The organism is Micromonospora sp. MW-13 (genome assembly GCF_003434305.1).
GTDB lineage: Bacteria > Actinomycetota > Actinomycetes > Mycobacteriales > Micromonosporaceae > Micromonospora.
In genome coordinates, this window is the sequence record NZ_QKKX01000017.1 from 160,909 (window position 1) to 181,036 (window position 20,128).

The window sequence follows — 20,128 nt, forward strand, 5'->3', positions numbered from 1 at the left end:
CGTCAGGCGGCGCACCAGGCCCGCCACGCCTCCCGGCTCGGCGCGTCGGTGAGCCGGAAGTCGCCCCCGGCGACCTGGTAGTCGTAGTACGCCACCCACAGCGGGCGCTGACCGTCGAGGTACCGGCTCATGGCCCGGATCCAGGCGGCCCGCCCGGCGCCGCTGTCGCCGGCGATCCGGACGCTGCCGGTCTCGGCGAGCCCCCACGGCTTGCCCAGCGCCTTCGACTTGGCGATCATCGGGGAGAAGACCTGCGCCGGGTCCGTGTACCGGTTGAACTTGCCGCCGCTGTTGTAGCAGTCCCAGCCGAGCACGTCGATCGCGTCGCCGCCCGGCCAGTAGTCCTCGAAGGTGCGGTGCGAGCTCGGGTTGAGCGTCCAGCACATCAGGATCAGCGTGGCCCGCAGCCGGGCGTTGCCGGCCCGGTCGGCGAGGCCGGCGAGCCGCTGCCACGCGGCCCGGTACTGGGCGGCGGTGTACGAGCCCCGGGCGATGTCGTCCTCCGGCTCGTGGAAGTACGACCAGTAGACGTCCAAGTTGCCGGGGACGGAGCGGAACCAGGCGGCGAGCCGGGAGTCGTGCCGGCCGGCGGCCACCTCGCCGGGCGGCGCCTTGAAGGAGACCACCACGGTCCGGTCGGCGACGTCGGCGCGGCTGCCGGACCAGGCCGGCGGCAGGCCGGGGTAGAAGACCCGGACCATGCGCAGCGGACCGTAGCTGCGGTCGGACCGGGCCAGCCCGGCGGCGAAGCTCTCCCCGCCCTGGAGGTGGATGCTCGCCCCCGGGAGGGTGTTCCGGCCGCCCGGGAACGCGCCGGCCGTCGCCCCGTCGCTGGCGCCCGGGCTCGGCGAGACGGACCTCGGGCTGCTGCCGAAGCCCTCGTCGCCGCCCGGCGTCGGCCGGGCGGCCGGGCCGAGGCCCGCGCCCTCGGACCCGGCGTCGGTGACCGTCGGGGCCGGCCCCCCGGGCAGGTCCCCGTTGGTGGCCAGGGCGACCGTGGTGCCCAGCGCGACCGCGCCGGCGGCCAGCGGGAGCAGCAGCCAGCGGCCGAGCCGGCGGCGCGGGCCGTCGGGCTCCGTCGGGGTGGGGGGCGGGGCGGGTGCGGTGGTGGGGCCGGGGCTCATGACCCTCCTCGGGGCGGCGGTGTCGGTGGGGCCGGGCGGGAGCACCACGAACGCGCCCGTCGGGCGGCGGCAGGGCCGCCGGTCAACGGTGACGGTCGATGGCGGCCAGCAGGGGCTCCGCGTGCTCCGGCCGGCAGACCAGCAGGTCGGGCAGGCGCGGGTCGTCCCGGTTGTAGCGCAGGGGCGAGCCGTCGATCCGGGACGCGTGCATGCCGGCGCCGAGGGCGACCGCGACCGGGGCCGCCGAGTCCCACTCGTACTGGCCCCCGGCGTGCAGGTACGCGTCGACCTCGCCGGTCACCACCGCGCAGACCTTCACGCCGGCTGAGCCCATCGGCACCGCCCGGGCGCCGATGCCCTCCACCAGCTCGCCCACGAACGCGGGCGGCCGGCTGCGGCTCACCGCGATCCGCAGCGGCCCGGCCACGGCGGGCGCGGCGGGAACGGCGGTGCCGAGGACCAGCGGCCTGCCGTCCGGTGCGGTACGGGCCGGCATGCCGACCGCGCCGGCCACCAGCGCGCCGTCCGGGCCGGCGGAGCGCTGCCAGAGCGCCACGTGCACCGCCCAGTCGTCGCGCCCGGACTCGGAGAACTCGCGGGTGCCGTCGAGCGGGTCGATGATCCACACCCGGTCCGCCTCCAGCCGCGCGGGACGGGCCCCGGCGGTCGGGTCGCCGGCCCAGGCGCGCCGGCTGTCGGCCTGCTCCTCGGAGAGCACCGCGTCGGCGGGCCGCCACCGGGCCAGAGCGGTCGACATCAGGTCGTGGGAGACCTTGTCGCCGGCGTCCTTGAGCGCCGCCGGATCGGCGAAGCCCTGCTCCGCGCGCAGCGCGGTCAGCGCCGCACCGGCCGCGTCGGCCAGCCACTCCGCGAAGGCCTGGTCGTCGAGCCGACCCGTACCGTCCTCGGTCACGTGAACCTCACCACTCCTCGGGTGCCGGTGCCGCCCGTCGGCGCCGCGCGGAGGCCCATCCTTCGGCGGTCGCGGGCATGCGGCCAGGGACCGGTCCGATAATCGACACCTGAGTCTCGCGCACCACCGGCCGCTTCCGCGTCGGCCGTTCCGCCGCCGGTCCGCTGCCCGCATGTTGAACTTGGCGTGTATGCCGGTCGGACCGCCCGGGCCAGGCCCTAGGCTCGTCCGCATGACCGCCGAGCAGCTGATCTCCTTCGCCCGTGGGGCTCCCTCGCTGGACATCGTTGATGTCGAGGGGCTCAAGGCCGCCGCCGTCCGTGCCTTCGACGCCGATCCCGCCGGGGTCACCGCCTACGGCACCTCCGTCGGCTACCCGCCCCTGCGCAGGTGGATCGCCGAGAAGCACGGCGTCGAGGCCGACCAGGTGCTGGTCACCAACGGCTCGCTCCAGGCCGACGCGTTCCTGTTCGACCACCTGGTCCGCCCCGGCGACGCGGTCGTGGTCGAGCGCCCGACGTACGACCGGACGCTGCTCAACCTCCAGCGGATGGGTGGCGAGATCCACGGCGTGACGATCCAGCCGGACGGCCTGGACACCGCCGAGCTGCGCAAGCTGCTGGAGGCCGGGGTCCGCCCGAAGCTCGCGCACGTCATCCCGAACTACCAGAACCCGGCCGGGGTCACCCTGTCGCTGGAGAAGCGGCGGGAGCTGCTCGACCTGGCGGCCGAGTACGGCTTCATCATCTTCGAGGACGACCCGTACGCCGACATCCGGTTCCGGGGCGAGCCGCTGCCGTCGATGCTCTCGCTGGACACCCGGGGCGTGGTGGTGCACGCCTCCAGCTTCACCAAGACGGTCTGCCCGGGGGTGCGGGTCGGCTACCTGATCGGGGCGGCGGACCTGATCGCCGACATCGCGAAGAAGGCGACCAGCCTCTACATCTCGCCCGGCATGGTGTCCGAGGCGATCGTGCACCAGTTCTGCGTCTCCGGCGACATCACCCGCTCGATCGGGACGGTCAGCACCGCGCTGGGCGAGCGGGCCCGGGTGCTCGCCGAGTCGCTGCGCCGGCACCTCCCCGAGGCGCGGTTCGTGGAGCCGGACGGCGGTTACTTCCTCTGGGTGGAGCTGCCGGAGGACGTGCTGGTGGACCGGCTCGCCCCGGCGGCGGCGGAGCGGGGCGTGGCGGTGGTCAAGGGCAGCGACTTCGTGCTCGACGGTGGGCAGCACGCGCTGCGGCTGGCGTTCTCGGCGGTCACCGCGGACCGCATCGACGAGGGTGTTCGTCGCCTCGCGGAGGCGGTGGCGGCCGTCCGAGGCTGATCTTCTGTCAGATTTCTGACAGAAGCGCGATGCCGGCCGGGTCGGGACTCCCGCCCGGCCGGTCCACGGCCCACAATGCTGCGAGCGCCATTCACGTCGACCGGTCGACCTGCCCCGATGCGGGCCTCGACGCCCGACCGGTGGCGCACGCAGCACAACCCCCGCCCCCAAGGGCGCCGGGTGGGCCGTGTCGCCCCCTCACCCCCCTGACGCGGCCCGGCCCACCCGGCGCCGCCCCCATCCCGCGCCCGGGACGCCCACCGGCCACCCGCCGGGGCGGCGGCCGACACCGGCCGGCCCGCGCCGGGCCGGCGTACCCTGCAACCCGCGACGGCATGCGGCTGCCGCGACAGCGTGGGGAGGGGGTCGCCATGTCGGACCGGGCGGAGCGGAGCCGGGCCACGTCGCCGGACGGCGGGCGGGCGATCAAGCCGCGGGCCTGGGCCCCGGTGCGGGCGATGACCCGGATCCTCAACGCCGACGGCAGCCAGCGCGTCCCCGAGCCGGCCGGGCCGGGGCGCAGCGCGGTGATGGACTGCGGGCTCTACGTCGACGGCAGGCGGCAGCCCGGTGAGTGGCACTACGCTGAGGCGCTGGCCGCGGCCCGCCGCGAGCGCGGGTTCGTCTGGGTCGGCCTGCACGAGCCCGAGCTGGCCGAGATGTCCGCCATCGCCGACACCTTCGGCCTGCACGAACTGGCCGTCGAGGACGCGGTGAAGGCCCAGCAGCGGCCCAAGCTCGAACGCTTCGGCGAGGTCGCGTTCCTGGTGCTGCGCACCGCCCGGTACTGCGAGCACGACGAGCTGACCGAGAACTCGGAGGTCGTCGAGACCGGGCAGGTGATGCTGTTCATCGGCCCGAACTTCGTGATCAGCGTCCGGCACGGGGACGCCTGCCGGCTCGCCCCGGTCCGCGCCGACCTGGAGGCCAGGCACGAACTGCTGGCGCATGGCCCCTGGGCCGTCGCGTACGCGATCACCGACCGGGTGGTGGACGTCTACCTGGAGGTGGCCGACCGGCTGGAGGACGACCTGGACGTGCTGGAGGCCGACGTCTTCGACCGCCAGGGCAGCGGCCGGATCCAGCGGATCTACCAGATGAAGCGGGAACTGGTCGAGTTCAAGCGGGCGGTGGCGCCGCTGCAACGGCCGCTGATGACCCTCACCGCCCAGGTCAACCGGGAGGTGCCGCAGGAGGTGCGGCGCTACTTCCGGGACGTGCAGGACCACCTCAGCCGCACCGTCGAGCAGGTCAACTCGTACGACGACCTGCTCAACTCGATCCTCCAGGCGCGGCTGGCCCAGGTCACGGTCGACCAGAACAACGACATGCGCAAGATCGCCGCATGGGCCGGCATCGCCGCGGTCTGGACCGCGATCGCCGGCATCTACGGCATGAACTTCGAGATCATGCCCGAGCTGAAAATGACGTACGGCTACCCGGTCGTGCTCGCCCTGATGCTGGTCGTCTCGCTGGCCCTGTACCGCTGGTTCCGCCGCAACGGCTGGCTCTGAGCCCCGTCGCCCGCCGACGCCGCCCCGTCGCCCGCCGACGCCGCCCCGTCGCCCGCCGGCGCCGCCCGTCGCGGCTGCGGGGTCGGCGGACCGGACGGCGCCGGAACGCCCGAGGCGCGGGACGACGGGGGTCGTCGCCGCGCCGCGGGCGAGGGCAGGCGGGGTCAGCGACGGCTGCCGGACCGCGCGGTCTTCTCCTTGCCGAGGGCCGTGGTGAGGTCGTCGGCGGGCCGGCCCGAGACGTCCCGGGCGCCCTCGGCGACCGAGGGCACCTTGTCGTTCGGCTGGATCACCGGCTGGGTGCCCGGGGCGCTGGTGGCGGCGCTGTTGCCGTCGGCCCCGGTCGGCCCGCCGGGCCGGGTGGACGAGTCGGTCGGCTTCGCGCCGTTCGCCGAAGGGGTCTCCACGATCAGGGTGTCCACCTCGTCGCGCGCCGGCTCCACGGTCTGGGCCGGCTCGTACTCGGTCCACTCCTGCTGCTCCCGGCGGCGGCGCAGGGCCATCGCGCCGGCCAGGCCGGCGACGGTGCCGGCGGCCAGCAGGCCGACCATCATCCCGCCCGACGTCTTCTTCTGCTTCCGCCGCGCGGCCTTCAGGTTCTTCGCCCTGGCCTTCTTGCTCAGCGCGGCCTTCCGCCCGGCGGCGGCCTTCCGCCCGGCGGCGGCCTTGCTGCCGGCGATGGCCTTGCCGGCCGCCTCGGCCTGCACGTTGCGCACGGCCAGGGCCAGCGGCGCCAGGGCTGCGGCCGTCGACGCGAGACCGCTCGCCGCCCGGTCCCGCACCACGAGGGCGGTCGGTGCGACGGCGCCCCGGGCCGCCTGGACCCGCGGGCCCACCGTGGCGCCGGCGCCCCTCGCCGCGTGCGTGGCGGCCTGCTTCAGGTGACCGATGCCCTGGTTCAGCTCGACCTTGGCCAACTGTCCCTGGGTCCTACGCCGCCCGATTCCAAACACGGTCCCACCTCCTGGGAGTTGTTCCTTCGTCATCCTCCACCTTCGGATGCCTCCGCACTGCCAGATCGGGCACATGGGAGGATCCGCATGGAACTGACCAACGAGTGAGGAGTACCCGTGGCCGAGGCTGTCTACGCCACCTTGCACACCAACGCTGGCCCGATCCGGCTGGAGCTCTTCCCCAACCACGCTCCGAAGACGGTCCGCAACTTCGTGGACCTGGCCGAGGGCAACAAGGAATACACCGACCCGCGTACGGGTCAGCCGGGCAGCGGGCCGTACTACGACGGCACGATCTCGCACCGGGTGATCAGCGGCTTCATGGTCCAGATGGGCGACCCGACCGGCACCGGGCGCGGCGGCCCGGGCTACAAGTTCGGTGACGAGTTTCACCCCGAGCTGCGTTTCGACCGGCCCTACCTGCTCGCCATGGCCAACGCCGGGCCGGGCACCAACGGCTCGCAGTTCTTCATCACCGTCGGGCCGACCCCGCACCTGAACAACCGGCACACCATCTTCGGCCAGGTGGCCGACGAGGCGTCGGCGAAGGTCGTCGACTCGATCGCCAACACCCCGACCGGCCCGAGCGACCGCCCGCTCTCCGACGTGGTCATCGAGCGGGTCGAGATCGAGCGCACCCCGGCCTGACCCGGGCGCGAGGTACCTTTGCTCGCATGACTGAGCGCCCCGCCGGCACCGGGAGGCAGCAGCCGTGAGTGAGTCCCCGCCGACCACCCCGATCTGCTACCGGCACCCCGGCCGGGAGACGTACGTCCGGTGCACCCGTTGCGACCGGCCGATCTGCCCGGACTGTATGCGGGCCGCCTCGGTCGGGCACCAGTGCCCCGAGTGCGTGAACGAGGGACGCCGTAGCGTGCGGCCGGCGCGTACCGCCTTCGGCGGCGGTACCGTCGGCCGCCACGGCTACGTCACCAAGGCCATCCTCGCGCTGAACGTGCTGCTCATGGTCCTGTCCATCGCCTCCGACCGGGGCGGGGACGCGGTGGCGGGCGGTTCCGGCTTCGGCGGCCTGATGGGCGGCAGCACGCCACTGACCGACTGGGGCTCGGTGCTCGGCCAGGCCCTGTTCGCCGACGGCAGCGTGCACGGCATCGCCCAGGGCGAGTGGTACCGGCTGGTCACCGCGATGTTCCTGCACTACGGCGTGCTGCACCTGCTGCTGAACATGTGGGCGCTGTGGGTGCTCGGCCGGTCGCTGGAGGCCAACCTCGGGCCGCTGCGCTTCCTCTCCCTCTACCTGGTCGCCGGGCTCGGCGGGAACGTGGCCGCCTACCTGTTCAGCGCCGAGAACGCCACCACCGCCGGCGCGTCCACCGCGATCTTCGGCCTGTTCGCCGCGTTGATCGTGATCGAACGCCGGATGGGGCGGGACATCTCCTCGGTGCTCCCGGTCCTGGTGATCAACCTGGTCTTCACCCTGACCGTGCCGGGCATCTCCATCCCGGGCCACCTCGGCGGGCTGGTGACCGGCGGGGCGATGGCCCTGCTGCTGGCGTACGCGCCCCGGTCCCGGCGCGGGCTGTTCCAGGCCGCCGGCACCGTGCTGGTGCTGGTGGCGCTGATCGGGCTCGCGGTCGTCCGTACGGCGACGCTCGCGGGCTGACCCCCGCCGGGCCGGTCGGGGCCCGCCCATGATCGGCTTTGGGTGCGGTACAAGGTGGCCTCACGACGGCGGGAAGCCGCGTCGTGTCGTACACCGTGCCGCCCCGACGGTGGCTCGGTGCCCGTGGCGTGCAGTCAGTCAGGACGGCTCGGTCCGGGCGGCGCGCAGCGTCTCGGCCACCTCGGCGGGCGGGGCGTCCAGGTCGTACCGGCCGAACAGGTGCAGCGAGTCGCCCGCGTCGATCTCCAGGATCTCGGTGGCCAGCCCGAGCCGGGGCCGGCGGTCGACCGTGATCGCCTCGACGGCGTCCCAGGGGAGCCGGCGCCGGCCGGCGAGGCCCCGGACCACCGTGATCCCCGCCGGGTCGACGGCGAGCCGCACCGGCACCAGCAGGTCGCGCGCCGCCCACCCGGCCAGCCCGACGGCGGTCGCCACGGCCAGCACCAGCCGCACCCGGTCGCCGTCGACGAAGACCAGCCCGAGCCCGACCAGCGCCGCCGCGCCGACCAGCTTGACCACCGGCACCCCGGTGGGCACCCGCCACTGCCGCACCGCCGCCGACGACTCCGGGCTCCGCTCTGGCCGCATGCGTACAGCATGCCCTGCCGGGACCGCTCCGGCCTGCCGCCACCGGCCGACGTGGGGGACGGCCGGCCGGGACAGGACGTAGTATCGAGGCCTGCCAGGTTACCGGGGAGTAAATATGAGTGACGCGGTCATCGTCGGTGCGGTACGGACCCCGGTCGGGCGGCGCAAGGGCAGCCTGGCCACCGTGCACCCGGTCGACCTCTCGGCCCACGTGCTGCGCGCGCTGGCCGAGCGCACCGGGATCGACCCCGAGCAGGTCGACGACGTCGTCTGGGGCTGCGTGTCCCAGGTCGGCGAGCAGTCGTGGAACGTCGCCCGCAACGGCGTGCTCGCCGCCGGCTGGCCGGAGTCGGTTCCCGGCACCACGCTGGACCGGCAGTGCGGGTCCAGCCAGCAGGCCCTGCACTTCGCCGCCGCCGCCGTCGCGTCCGGCCAGGCCGAACTGGTGGTGGCCGGCGGCGTCGAGTCGATGACCCGGGTGCCGATGGGCTCCAGCGTCGGCGACGGCTCACCGTTCAGCGACCAGATCCGCGACCGCTACCGGGGGGTCGAGGGCTTCGCCGACGACTCCCCGCTGCCGTTCAACCAGGGCGCCGGCGCCGAGCTGATCGCCGCCCGCTGGCGCTTCTCCCGCGCCCAGCTCGACGAGTTCGCCCTGGCCAGCCACGAGAAGGCCGCCGCCGCGCAGGACGCCGGGGCGTTCGATCCCGAGTTGGCCCCGGTGGTCCTGCCCGACGGCGGCAAGTTCGCCGCCGACGAGGGCATCCGCCGGGACACCACGCTGGCGAAGCTCGGCGAGCTGAAGACCCCGTTCCGGTCCGACGGCGTGGTCACCGCCGGCTCGGCGTCCCAGATCTCCGACGGCGCCGCCGCGCTCGCCGTCACCACCGCCGAGTGGGCCGGCCGGCACGGCCTGCGTCCGTTGGCCCGGGTGCACACCGCCGTGGTCGCCGCCGACGACCCGGTCGCCATGCTCACCGCCCCCATCCCGGCCACCGCGAAGGCGCTGCGCCGCGCGGGGCTGGGCATCGAGGAGATCGGCGTGTACGAGGTGAACGAGGCGTTCGCCCCGGTCCCGCTGGCCTGGCTGGCCGAGACGGAGGCCGACCCGGAGCGGCTGAACCCGCGCGGCGGCGCGATCGCCCTGGGGCACCCGCTCGGCGCCTCCGGAGCCCGGATCATGACCACGATGCTCCAGCACATGCGGGACAACGGCATCCGCTACGGCCTCCAGACCATGTGCGAGGGCGGCGGCATGGCCAACGCCACCATCGTCGAGCTGCTCTGACCGTCCCCGCCGGCCGGAAGCGTCCTGCCCACCGGGCCGCCGGCCGGCACCGGGCTTGCGGCCCTCCGACCCGGTCGGGCGGCGGAAACCCCCTCGCCCCGCGCCAGCGCGGCTCATAGTCTGCCCACTGTGACCGCCTCCTCGACGCCGCTCGCCGACTGGTCCGACCAGCGGTGGCAGGATCTGGCCCACGACTGGGCCGCCGACCACCTCGGCAGGGCCGGCCGCCGGATCACCGGCCCGGTGCAGAGCCGGCTGCGGCCCTGGTCGCTGGTCTGGCGGCTGCCCACCGACGCCGGCCCGTACTGGTTCAAGGCAGTCAACGCCGGCACCCGCTTCGAGGCGGGGCTGCTCGGCGCGCTGGCCCGGATCGCCCCGGGGCGCGTGCCCGAGCCGGTGGCGGTGGACGCCGAGCGGGGCTGGACGCTGCTGCCCGACGGTGGGGAGTCCCTGCGGGACAGCCTGGCCCGGGAGCGCGACCCGGCCGCCTGGGAACGGGTCCTGACCGGGTACGCCGCGCTCCAGCGCGCGACCGTGCCCCGGGCCGGCGAGCTGCTGGCCCTCGGCGTGCCGGACCACCGCCCGGAGGCGATGCCGGGCCTGCTCGCCGAGCTGCTCGACGACCGCGAGGCGATGCGCGTCGGCGCCCCGGACGGTCTGACCCCGCAGACGTACGAGCGGCTGCGGGCGTTCCTGCCGGAGTTCGAGGCGCGCTGCCGCCGGCTCGCCTCGTTCGGCGTCCCGGCCGGCGTGCAGCACGACGACCTGCACGACGGCAACGTCTTCGCGGCCGACCACCGCGTCTTCGACTGGGGCGACGCCTCGGTGGCCCACCCCTTCGGCACCCTCCTGGTGACGCTGAACTCGGTGGCGGGCACCTTCGAGCTGCCGGCCGGTGACCCGATGCTGGCCCGGCTGCGGGACGCGTACCTCGACGCCTGGACCGACCGGCACGACCTGACCGACCTGCGGGAGGCGGCCGGCCTCGCGGTCACCGTGGCCAAGGTCAGCCGGTCGCTGTCCTGGCGGCGGGCCCTGTCCACCCCGGACCCGGCCCGCGCCGGCTACGCCGAGGCGGTCCCCGGCTGGCTCGCCGAGCTGTTCGAGCCGGACAGGCTGTAGGCGGGACCGGGCCGGACAGGCCGGGGCCGGGAAACGTGGTGCCGGTCATGGCGGTGCCGGTGCGTCCCGGGCGAGGCTGCCGGCATGGACACGGCGCGGTGGTACCGGGCGTTCGGCGAGCGCGAGGCCCGGGGCGAGTCCCCCACGTACGAGCGGCTGGCCCTCGCCGTCGCCGGTGACCCCGGGCTGCTCGCCCTCCTCGACGGCCTGCCCGAGCCGAAGCGGCAGCCCAACCTGATCTTCGGCGCCGTACGCCACCTCGGCGGCCCGGTCGACGACCCGGCGGCGTTCCGGCGCTGGACGGCCGACCACTGGGCCGAGGTGGCGGCGACCGTGCGGGCCCGACGGACCCAGACCAACGAGGCCGCCCGGTGCGCGGTGCTGCTGCCGCTGCTGGCCCGGCTGCCGCAGCCCCTGGCCCTGCTGGAGGTGGGCGCGTCCGCCGGACTCTGCCTGTACCCCGACGCCTACCGGTACCGCTACGTCCGCCCCGGGGCGGAAGACCACCTGGTCGGCCCGGCCGGGAGCGCGGTGCGGCTCACCTGTGCGGTGGCGGGCGACGTCCGGCTGCCCGGCCGGGTGCCGGAGGTGGTGTGGCGGGCCGGGCTCGACCTCAACCCGCTGGACGTCACCGACCCGGACGACCTGGGCTGGCTCACCGCCCTGGTCTGGCCCGAGCAGCACGGGCGGCGGGACCGGCTGACCGCCGCCGCCCGGGTCGCCCGCGCCGACCCGCCCCTGCTGCGCCGGGGGGACCTGCTCACCGACCTGCCGGCGCTGGCCGCCGCCGCGCCGCCGGAGGCCACCCTCGTGGTTTTCCACAGTGCCGTCCTGGCCTACGTGCCGCCCGTGGCCCGCACCGGGTTCGCCCGAACCGTCGCCGGGCTGCCCGGGCACTGGATCGCCAACGAGGCGGCGGGGGTGCTGCCGGCGCCCGCCGACTCCCCCGCGCCCCCGCCCGGCGAGGCCACCCGCTTCCTGCTCTCCCTCGATGGCCGTCCGGTCGCCTGGGCCGGTCCGCACGGCCAGTCCCTGCACGGGCTCACCGGCTGAGTCGCCGTCCGATCTCGACAAGGCCACCGACGGCCCGGAGCAATCAGGGCTCCGGTGCTGCGCGAGGACCGTCGGCCGCCCGCCGGCTCTCTTCTGCACGGGGAAAGATCGGGGACACGTGACGAACAGCTTCTCTGTGCCCGGGTTCGGGCGCGGCGTCCGGCGGGCCCTGGCCGCCACGGCAGCCGCGGTGCTCGGCCCCGTCCGCCGCCGCACACCGGGTGCGACACCGGGACGTGGAAGTTCCGCAAGTTCGGCGTGACCCATATCACGCCGCCGCCCGCCGTCGTTGGGCAGGGCATGGACGTCTTCTCCCGAACGTTCCTGCCCGCCGCCGCCGACACCGGGCTGGCGGCGCAGACCGTAAGCCGGCACATGCCGATCTTCCGCCGCTGCGTCGGCGGCGGCGACGCCACCATCCTGGTGACCCGGTGCAGCCGGCCGCAGCGTCCGATCGGCGAGTACCTTTTGCTGCTCACCCACCGACGCCTCGTCGTCATCCGGCAGACCCGGGTGCTGCACCGCCTGTGCCTGCACCTCAACGCCGAACTGCGCGAGCTGAGTGACGTCACCTGGAGCCCGGACCCCCGGCTGCCCGCCGTCGAGCTGGCCGCCACCGCCATCGACGGCGTGCGGGAGAGGTTCGTCATCCGGCCCCAGCACCCGAGGCAGGTGTGGCAGCTCGACGCCCTGCTGCACCACGCGTTCCGCACCCGGCTGCGGACGGCCCGGGAACGGGTCGTGGCCACCATCAGCGACGCCCCGGCCGCAGCCCGCCCCACCACGTTGCGGCCCGTGGTGGTCCGCTGAGCGGTTCCTTACCCGATTCGAACACGGCCCGGCGCACCCCGGCGGCGAGGTTCGGCAATCATGGGCCGGTGACCGTCGACGCACCGCAACGCGGGCTCGTCCTCGTGGTCGAGGACGAGCCGGCCATCGCCGACCTGGTCCGGCTCTACTTGACCCGGGACGGCTTCGGCGTACACCTGGAACGGGACGGCACCGCCGGGCTGGCCGCCGCGCGCCGGCTGCGCCCGGTGGTCTGCGTCCTCGACATCGCCCTGCCCGGCCTGGCCGGAACCGAGATCTGCCGGCGGCTGCGCGAGGCCGGCGACTGGACGCCCGTCATCTTCCTCACCGCGCGCGACGACGAGGTGGACCGGATCGTCGGCCTGGAACTCGGCGCGGACGACTACGTGACCAAGCCGTTCAGCCCGCGCGAGCTGGTCGCCCGGGTCCGTGCGGTGCTGCGCCGCGCGGCCGGTGCCCCCGGGGTCGACGAGCGGGCCCGCACGGTCGGCCCGGTGACCCTCGACCCGACCCGCCGCACGGTGACCGTGGCCGGTGCCCCGGTGCAGCTCACCTCCACCGAGTTCGACCTGCTCGCCTACCTGATGGCCCGGCCCGGCCGGGTCTTCACCCGGGAGGAGTTGCTGGCCAGCGTCTGGGGGTACGCCGTGCACGCCGGCACCCGCACGGTCGACGTGCACGTGGCGCAGGTCCGGGCCAAGCTGGGCGGGGCGGCCGGGGTGATCCGCACCCACCGGGGCGTCGGGTACGCAGCCGATGGCTGACCTCCCGCCGGCCGGCGACCGCCCCTCGCCGGCCCCGCCGCCCGAGGCCGGCCCGCGCCGGCCGCCGCCCGGCGGCCTCCCCGCTTCGCCGTCCGGCGGCCTCCCCGCTTCGCCGTCCGGCGGCCTCCCCGCTTCGCCGCCCGGCGGACTCTCCGCTTCGCCGCCCGGCGGCCTCCCCGCCCCGCCACCGGTGTCCGCCTCGGCCCAGCCGACCGTCGCGCTGCCGGTGATCGGCCCCCGGCCCGTGCCGCCGCGCCGCCGCCCGGGCCGTACCCTCACCGCCCGCGCGGTGCTGGTCACCTGTGCGGTGGCCCTGGTCTCGGTGCTGGTCACCGCTCTGGTCGCGGTGCCGCTCGCGGTGCGCGGGGTGGAACGGCGCGACCAGGACGCCCTCGCCGCGCAGGCCCGGCTCGCCGCCGACGTGCTGCGCGTCCGGCTGCCCTGGCAGCGGGACGTGGCGGGCGACCGGCTGATCCGCCAGCTCCGCGAGCAGGACATCGACGTGTACGTCATCCGCGCCGGCACGGTCGACCGGGCCGGCCTGCCCCGCCAGTTGGTGAACCGGGTCGCCGAGGGCCGCAACGTCTCCGGCCGGCGGCTGGTGGCGGGAAAGCGGGCCCTGGTCGAGGGCCGGCCGCTGCCCGGCGGGGACGGCGTGGTGCTGACCAGGCCGGCCACCCCGGGGCTGTGGGGGCGGGTGCTGCTGACCCTGTGGCTGCCGCTGCTCGCCGGCCTCGCCGCCGGGCTGGGCGCCGGGATGCTGCTGGCCCGCCGGCTGGCCCGGCCGATCCGCACCGCCGCCACCGCCGCCGCCCGGCTCAGCGCCGGGGACCGGGCGGTCCGGGTGCCCGTGGAGTCACCCGAGGAGGTCGCCGAGCTGGCGCGGGCCCTCAACGCGCTGGCCGCCGCGCTGGCCACCAGCGAGGGCCGGCAGCGGGAGTTCCTGCTGTCCGTCTCGCACGAGCTGCGCACCCCGCTGACGGCCATCCGCGGGTACGCCGAGGCGCTGGCCGACGGGGTGGTCGGCGCGGACGACGCGCCGGAGACCGGGCGGACCATGCTGGCCGAGGCCGAGCACCTGGACCGGCTGGTCCGCGACCTGCTCGCCCTGGCCCGGCTGGAGGCCGCCGACTTCCCCCTCGAACCGGTGCCGGTGGACCTGACCCGGCTGGCCGCCGACGCGGAACGCACCTGGGCCGACCGCTGCGCGGCGGTCGGGGTGGCGTTCCGCGTGGAGATCCCCGACGGGGCGGTGCCGGCGTACACCGATCCGGGGCGGATCCGGCAGGTGGTCGACGGGCTGCTGGAGAACGCGCTGCGGGTCGTACCGCCGGGGGCGCCGGTGGTGCTCGCGGCGCGGCCGGCCGGGCCGGACCCGGCGGCCGGCGGGGTGCTGGAGGTGCGCGACGGCGGGCCGGGCTTCACCGACGACGACCTCGCCGTGGCCTTCGAACGCGGCGCGCTGCACGAGCGCTACCGGGGGGTGCGCAAGGTCGGCAGCGGCCTCGGGCTGGCGCTCGCCGCCGGACTGGTCCGCCGGCTGGGCGGGGAGATCGCCGTCGGGCACGCCGCCGAGGGCGGGGCGGCGTTCGCCGTGTGGCTGCCGCCCGACCCTTACCTGATCCGAACAGCACGCTGACCCGGCCTGATCCGGGGCGGGGGAGGCTGAGGCCCACACCGACGAGAGGGAGACCGGAAACAATGGCACGTCAGGGATTCGCCGCCACCACCGCGCTGCTCGCGGCCGTGGCGTTGGGCGTCGCGGGCTGCGGACCGGCCCAGGTGACGCAGGACGCGGCCAGGGAGGTCACCGTCGACGTGGCCGCGGCGATGGGCGCGGAGGGCCAGGCCCTCGCCGCGCTGGGCGTCGACCCCGGGGACCTGGACCTCGCACCCGTCGCCGCCCCGTCGCCGTCGGCCGCGTCCTCCTCCCCCGAGGCCGGCGCGAAGGGCCGGCGCGGCGAGCGGGCCGAGGAGTGGCGCAAGCGCCGGCAGGCCCGGGTGCTGCTGCGGAAGAACACCCTGCACGGCGAGGTCGTGGTCCGGACGAAGGACGGCGGCACGCGGACGGTCGCGGTGCAGCGCGGCGAGGTGACCGCAGTCGACGGCGCGAAGATGACCGTGCGGTCCACCGACGGCTTCACCATGACCTGGACCTTCGGCGACGACCTGCGGGTGGTCGAGCGGCGGACGACGATCCGGCCCGAGGCGGTCCGGCCCGGCGTCACGGTCGGCGTGGCCGGCGCCCGGGCCGGCGACACCGCCACCGCCCGCCTTGTCCTGATCAGGTGAGAAGGCTCAGCAGCATCAGATAGACGGACAGCATCAGATAGACGGACAGCATCAGGGGCTCAGCGTCACGAAGCGGCTCAGCGGCCGGGCGGGAGGGCGTAGCCGACGTAGCCCAACCAGGTCAGCTTCCAGCCGGGCGGCACGAGCTTCCCGCACACCGTTCGGCTGCCGGTGCAGACGATCGCGTCCGTCGACGCCGGGTCGGCCGGCGGGCGGTCCGGCAGCACCGACTCCAGCGCCACCAGCTCGGGCGGGTGGCCGTCGGCGTCGCGCAGCAGCAGCCACCACGGGTACTCCCAGTTGTCGTTCTGCTGCACCAGCCCGATCCGCCGGGCCCCGGAGGCCCGTACCGCGTCGGCGGCCCCGCGGAACTCGTCCGCCCACTGCGGCCGGCGCAGGAAGCGGGTGTCCCACTCCGAGGTGGTGAACACCGACCCGGCGCCGACCAGCCGGCGCGGGAAGCCGTACGACAGGGCGAGGACCCCGGCCAGCGCGGAGGTGGCCAGCACCGTGACCGCCAGGCCGGCGGCCACCGACCGCCGACGGGCCGGCGCGAGCCGTCGGCGGAACAGCGCGTCCAGCCACAGGCCGGCCAGCGGGGCCGCCAGGACCAGGGCGTACAGCAGCAGCCGGTTCCCCCACGGCTGCCACTTGATCATCGCCGTGTGCAGCAGAACGGCGGCCACCACCACGACGGCGTACGCCCGCAGCGCGCCGGCCGTGGCCGGGGCGACCCGGGCCGGCCGGGCCAGCGCCAGCACCGCCCCGACCAGCGCGAGCGCGCCGGCCAGCGGGAACGCCACCCGGTCCTCGTCCGGGTACCACGCCGGCACCGGGAAGACCTCCCGGCCGAAGGTGATGGCCCGGTCCTGCGGGTCCACCCCGATCGCGCGGGCCCCCGCCATGATCGCCTCGGCCGTGCCGGCGCGGACCGGAGCGAGCGGCGTGTCCAGCGCGGTGTGCCCGATGCGCAGCGCGTTCACCAGGACCGACGCCGGGTCGTGTCGCTCCATCGGGATCGACTCGCGCAGCCGGGGCGGCCCCAGCGGGTGACCGAACTCGGCCTGCACCCGGGCCAGGAACGGCCCGACCACGACCAGGGCGACCAGCAGCACCAGCAGTGATCCGGCCACGGTCCGGGCCACCCCGGCCGCCCGGGACGGTTGCGCCGGGCGGCCCGCGACGCCGTCGCGCGACGCCGGCCCGGACGCCCCGGTCGTGGCCGCCGGGTGGCCCCCACCCTCGCCCGTCCCCGCACCGCCGGCCGCCCCGACGCCGATCAGCACCGGCCGGCCCGGGGCGCCGCCGGCTGCCCGCCCCGGGCCGTACGCCAGCCGGAGCTGGCCGATGCCCCAGAGCAGCAGCAGCGGGCCGACCCCGACCAGCCCGCTGGTCTTCGTCACCGCGGTCAGCCCGGTCGCCGCGCCGAGCAGCAGCAGCGAGCCGGCCCCGGCCCGCCGGCGCAGCCCGTCCAGCGCCAGGGTCGCCACGCAGGCCACCCAGGCGGCGCAGACCAGGTCGGTCTGGGTGCTGGTGGCCTGGAGCGCCACCATGGGGGTGGTGGCCAGCACGAACGCGGTGAGCAGTTGGGCTCGCCGCCCCCCGCCGAGCTGGGCGGCGATCCGGGCGGCGACCAGCAGGCAGCCCACCCCGGCGGCCCACTGGACCAGGTTGTGCAGCGCGTCACCGCCGGTGAACAGCCGCAGGTGCAGCAGCAGGTACTCCGCGCCGGGCGGGATGGTCACCTGCCGGTGGATCGCGGTGGGCCAGAACTCCAGGCCGCGCTGGGCCACCCAGTGCTCCACCTTCGGCAGGTGATAGGTCTGCGAGTCGAAGTTGTTGGGCTCGGCCAGCAGCGCGATCAGCAGCTCCACCAGGACCAGTCCGCCGACCGTGCCGGCCAGCAGCCGCTCGGCGCGCCCCGCCGTACGCCACCGGCGGGCCAGCCCGGCGAGGCCGGCGCGGGCGGCGGCGGCCAGGTCCCCCCGCGCGCCGTCGCGGCGGCGTCGCCAGCCGGCGGCCCCGGCGGCGACGGCGAGGAAGAGCAGCCAGGCGACCGCGACGGCGGGCAGGGTCAGCAGACGCAGCGCGCCGAGCAGCTCCACCGCCAGCACCGCGAACGCGCCGGTGACCACGGCGGCCCGGACCACCGCCAGGCGCAACGGGGCGACCACGTCGGTCCCGCGCGGACGCAGCGCCACGGTGAGTGACAGGACGGCGGCGAGTGGGGCCGCCACGAGCAGGAAGCCGGCTGCCGACATGGCGCGAGTAAACACCATCAGGCTGGATCCGCGGACCCCGACGCCCGGCGGTGGTGAACACCGCCGCGCTGACCTGCCAGGCTAGGCTAGGGCCGACGTGTCGCCGCCACCGTGGAGATTCCCGTGAAGCTCTCGATCCTCATGCCGGTCTACAACGAGGAAGAACGCATCGCGGATGCCCTCAAGCAGGCGCTGGCGGTCGACTACCCGTGCGAGATCGAGCTGGTCGTGGTCGACGACGGCAGCCGCGACGGCACCGGCGAGATCCTCGGCCGCGCCGACGACGCGCGGCTGCGGGTGATCACCCACCAGCGTAACGCGGGCAAGGGCGCGGCCATCAGGACGGCGGTCGACAACGCCGACGGAGAGTACATGGTCATCCTCGACGCCGACCTGGAGTACGACCCGCAGGACATTCCCAAGCTGCTCGACCCGGTGCTCGACGGCCGCGCCGCGGTGGTCTACGGCAACCGCACCTTCGGCAGCCACAGCGCGTACAGCTTCTGGTACGTGATGGGCAACAAGGGCGTCACCATGGCGGCCAACGTGCTGTTCAACTCGTACATCGGCGACCTGGAGACCTGCTTCAAGCTGATGCCGGTCGCCCTCTACCGCTCCCTCGACGTCCGCTCCCGGGGCTTCGGCATGGAGGCCGAGGTGACCGGCAAGCTGCTGCGCCGGCGCATCCGCCCGTACGAGGTGCCGATCAGCTACCGGGCGCGGGGCCGCGAGGAGGGCAAGAAGATCACCTGGAAGGACGGCGTCGAGGCGATCTGGATCCTCGGCCGGGAGCGCACCCGCCGCCGTCCCGTCGACACCGGGCAGCGCTGACCCCGCTCAGCGCCCCGCAGCGAGGAAGTCGCTGACCGACCGGCGCAGGCCCGCCGCGTCCAGCCCGTGCCAGCGGGTGTGGTCGGCCGCGGAGCCGTACCGCCGCAGTTCCTCCCGGCTCACGCCGAGCGCGAGCAGCCGGTGCGGCCGGTCCGCCAGCGCGTCGCCGACCAGCCGGGCGGACGTCCCGGCCAGGTAGGGCTCCACCAGGATCACCTCGGTCCCCGCGAGGGCCCGCAGCCCGGCCGCGTCGAACGGTCGAGGCCGGTGGGTGTACGCGACCGTCACCCCCAGGCCGGCCACCGCCGCCACCGCCGCGTCCAGCACCGGCCCGACCGCCACCAGCAGCGGCGCACCCGGCCCCGCGTCCCGCAGTACGGCCAGCGAACCGTCCGTGCCGCGCGGCCGGTCGTTGCCCAGCGTCGACAGCCGCAGGTACGCCGGACCGTCCCCGGCCACCGTCGCGCGCAGCAGGGCGGGCACCTCGCCGGCGTGTCCGGGCACGTGCACGGTCCAGCCGGCCAGGGTGTCGATCAACGCGACGTCGGCCGGGGACAGGTGGGTCCGCCCGGCGGCGGCCCGGTCGTACGAGGCGCCGATGCCGACCAGCACCGCGCTCACGCCCTGGTGGTCCAGGTCCAGCTTGATCTGCTCGTACGCCCGCTCGACGAGGAACGGGGCGTAGCTGTGCACGATCGGTCGCAGCCCGGTCAGCGCGAGCCCGCCGGCCACCCCCATCATCAACTGCTCCCGGATGCCCACGTTGAGCACCCGGTCGGGGTGCCGTCCGGTGGCCGGGGCGAACGCCGCGGCCGAGATGTCGGCGAGCACCAGCGCGGTGCGCGGCTGCTCGCCCAGCAGCGCCGTGGTGGCGTCGACGAACGCCTCCCGCATCGTCGTCATGGTCATTCCCCCTCCCGGACAACCGCGACGACCACGTGCGGCCGGTTCCCGTCCTGCCCGGTGAGGGCGGCGTACAGGGCGTCGTGGTCGCGCCCGTCCACGGTCGCGGCGGTCCACCCGTTGACGGTGAACCGGGTAGCGATCCCACCGCACCAGCCGTGGCTGGCCGAGTCGTTGTCGATCACCACGGCGGTCAGGTTCGCCAGCCGGACCGCGCCCGCGTACGCGATCGCCTCGTGGTTGGACCCCTCGTCCAGCTCGGCGTCGCCGAGCAGGACGTACACCCGGGGGGTCGTCAGGCCCTGGGCCCGCAGCCCGAGCGCGGTGCCCGCGCCCAGGCCGAGGCCGTGGCCGAGCGAGCCGGAGCCGATCTCCACCCCGGGGACCAGCAGCCGGTCCGGGTGGTCGCCGAGCCGGCTGTCCGGGCCGCCCTGGTCGTCGAGCCAGTCGGCGGGCACGAAGCCCTTCGCGGCCAGCACGGCGTAGTAGCCGGCGACGGCATGCCCCTTGGAGAGCAGGAACCGGTCCCGGTCCGGGTCGTCGACGGTCGCCGGGGTGATCCGCAGCACCCGGTCGTAGAGCACCCGGAGGACGTCGAGGGTCGAGTACACGTTCGGGCCGAACTCCCGACCTGCGCGGACCCGCTCCAGCAGGGGCCCGAGCGGGGCGGGCGGGCCGGCTTCGGCGGCCCGCGTGGTGGCGGTCATGATGGTCATGCCGCTAGCCTGCAAGTTGAAGTCCACTTCAACTCAAGGCGACGT

General features: G+C 75.5%; 19 protein-coding genes. 12 read left to right on the plus strand and 7 right to left on the minus strand.

Going from position 1 to position 20,128, the window contains the following annotated elements; translation table 11 throughout:
* Positions 1 to 2: 2 nt before the first annotated feature.
* Both C5N14_RS12490 and C5N14_RS12495 read right to left on the minus strand, forming a co-directional pair.
* Positions 3 to 1,124 (minus strand): hypothetical protein, encoded by a 1,122-nt coding sequence (locus C5N14_RS12490; RefSeq protein ID WP_117668244.1) that lies wholly within the window; start codon positions 1,122 to 1,124, stop codon positions 3 to 5.
* An 82-nt stretch (positions 1,125 to 1,206) separates the two neighbouring features.
* Complete coding sequence (locus C5N14_RS12495; RefSeq protein ID WP_117668245.1) at positions 1,207 to 2,037, minus strand: 3'(2'),5'-bisphosphate nucleotidase CysQ; 831 nt, start codon at positions 2,035 to 2,037, stop codon at positions 1,207 to 1,209.
* Positions 2,038 to 2,269: 232 nt separating this feature from the next.
* On the opposite strand from C5N14_RS12495, the gene C5N14_RS12500 reads away from it, so the two are divergent.
* Positions 2,270 to 3,364 (plus strand): PLP-dependent aminotransferase family protein, encoded by a 1,095-nt coding sequence (locus tag C5N14_RS12500; protein ID WP_117668246.1) that lies wholly within the window; start codon positions 2,270 to 2,272, stop codon positions 3,362 to 3,364.
* 371 nt (positions 3,365 to 3,735) lie between these two features.
* Positions 3,736 to 4,878 (plus strand): magnesium/cobalt transporter CorA, encoded by a 1,143-nt coding sequence (corA, locus tag C5N14_RS12505; protein WP_117668247.1) that lies wholly within the window; start codon positions 3,736 to 3,738, stop codon positions 4,876 to 4,878.
* 164 nt (positions 4,879 to 5,042) lie between these two features.
* Here the strand turns inward: corA and C5N14_RS12510 are convergent, their stop codons facing one another.
* Entirely contained in the window at positions 5,043 to 5,864 is an 822-nt protein-coding gene (locus C5N14_RS12510) for a hypothetical protein (protein WP_117668248.1), read from the minus strand.
* Positions 5,865 to 5,948: 84 nt separating this feature from the next.
* Here C5N14_RS12510 and C5N14_RS12515 point away from each other — a divergent pair, with 84 nt between their 5' ends.
* Positions 5,949 to 6,479 (plus strand): peptidylprolyl isomerase, encoded by a 531-nt coding sequence (locus C5N14_RS12515; protein ID WP_117668249.1) that lies wholly within the window; start codon positions 5,949 to 5,951, stop codon positions 6,477 to 6,479.
* A 64-nt stretch (positions 6,480 to 6,543) separates the two neighbouring features.
* A complete protein-coding gene (locus tag C5N14_RS12520; RefSeq protein WP_117668250.1) occupies positions 6,544 to 7,455 on the plus strand; it encodes a rhomboid family intramembrane serine protease in 912 nt (303 codons plus the stop codon).
* A 138-nt stretch (positions 7,456 to 7,593) separates the two neighbouring features.
* Here the strand turns inward: C5N14_RS12520 and C5N14_RS12525 are convergent, their stop codons facing one another.
* Positions 7,594 to 8,043: a PH domain-containing protein gene (locus tag C5N14_RS12525; RefSeq protein WP_117668251.1), complete on the minus strand. Its 450-nt coding sequence runs from the start codon at positions 8,041 to 8,043 to the stop codon at positions 7,594 to 7,596.
* 115 nt (positions 8,044 to 8,158) lie between these two features.
* Between C5N14_RS12525 and C5N14_RS12530 the strand changes: the two genes are divergently transcribed.
* The 7 genes from C5N14_RS12530 (at position 8,159) to C5N14_RS12560 (ending at position 15,372) form a co-directional block, all read left to right on the plus strand.
* Positions 8,159 to 9,331 (plus strand): acetyl-CoA C-acyltransferase, encoded by a 1,173-nt coding sequence (locus C5N14_RS12530; protein ID WP_117668252.1) that lies wholly within the window; start codon positions 8,159 to 8,161, stop codon positions 9,329 to 9,331.
* 129 nt (positions 9,332 to 9,460) lie between these two features.
* Positions 9,461 to 10,453, plus strand: coding sequence for an aminoglycoside phosphotransferase family protein (locus C5N14_RS12535; RefSeq protein WP_243639493.1), 993 nt, complete (start codon positions 9,461 to 9,463; stop codon positions 10,451 to 10,453).
* A gap of 84 nt (positions 10,454 to 10,537) precedes the next feature.
* Complete coding sequence (locus C5N14_RS12540) at positions 10,538 to 11,506, plus strand: DUF2332 domain-containing protein (RefSeq protein ID WP_117668254.1); 969 nt, start codon at positions 10,538 to 10,540, stop codon at positions 11,504 to 11,506.
* Between the two features lie 300 nt (positions 11,507 to 11,806).
* The gene (locus tag C5N14_RS12545; protein ID WP_117668255.1) at positions 11,807 to 12,316 is read left to right on the plus strand and encodes a hypothetical protein; all 510 of its coding nucleotides are present in this window, start codon (positions 11,807 to 11,809) and stop codon (positions 12,314 to 12,316) included.
* Positions 12,317 to 12,384: 68 nt separating this feature from the next.
* Positions 12,385 to 13,080: a response regulator transcription factor gene (locus C5N14_RS12550; protein ID WP_117668256.1), complete on the plus strand. Its 696-nt coding sequence runs from the start codon at positions 12,385 to 12,387 to the stop codon at positions 13,078 to 13,080.
* Positions 13,081 to 13,270: 190 nt separating this feature from the next.
* Positions 13,271 to 14,719, plus strand: a complete 1,449-nt coding sequence (locus C5N14_RS12555; RefSeq protein WP_117668257.1) for a HAMP domain-containing sensor histidine kinase — start codon at positions 13,271 to 13,273, stop codon at positions 14,717 to 14,719.
* Between the two features lie 62 nt (positions 14,720 to 14,781).
* Positions 14,782 to 15,372, plus strand: a complete 591-nt coding sequence (locus C5N14_RS12560) for a hypothetical protein (protein WP_117668258.1) — start codon at positions 14,782 to 14,784, stop codon at positions 15,370 to 15,372.
* Between the two features lie 77 nt (positions 15,373 to 15,449).
* Here the strand turns inward: C5N14_RS12560 and C5N14_RS32625 are convergent, their stop codons facing one another.
* Complete coding sequence (locus C5N14_RS32625; RefSeq protein ID WP_207892708.1) at positions 15,450 to 17,633, minus strand: hypothetical protein; 2,184 nt, start codon at positions 17,631 to 17,633, stop codon at positions 15,450 to 15,452.
* 123 nt (positions 17,634 to 17,756) lie between these two features.
* Between C5N14_RS32625 and C5N14_RS12575 the strand changes: the two genes are divergently transcribed.
* On the plus strand, positions 17,757 to 18,464 hold the full coding sequence (locus tag C5N14_RS12575; protein ID WP_117668259.1) for a glycosyltransferase family 2 protein: 708 nt from the start codon (positions 17,757 to 17,759) through the stop codon (positions 18,462 to 18,464).
* 6 nt (positions 18,465 to 18,470) lie between these two features.
* Here C5N14_RS12575 and C5N14_RS12580 read toward each other — a convergent pair whose 3' ends face one another.
* Both C5N14_RS12580 and C5N14_RS12585 read right to left on the minus strand, forming a co-directional pair.
* Complete coding sequence (locus C5N14_RS12580) at positions 18,471 to 19,358, minus strand: transketolase family protein (RefSeq protein WP_117668302.1); 888 nt, start codon at positions 19,356 to 19,358, stop codon at positions 18,471 to 18,473.
* A gap of 11 nt (positions 19,359 to 19,369) precedes the next feature.
* Positions 19,370 to 20,083, minus strand: a complete 714-nt coding sequence (locus C5N14_RS12585; RefSeq protein ID WP_117668260.1) for a transketolase — start codon at positions 20,081 to 20,083, stop codon at positions 19,370 to 19,372.
* Positions 20,084 to 20,128 lie beyond the last annotated feature (45 nt).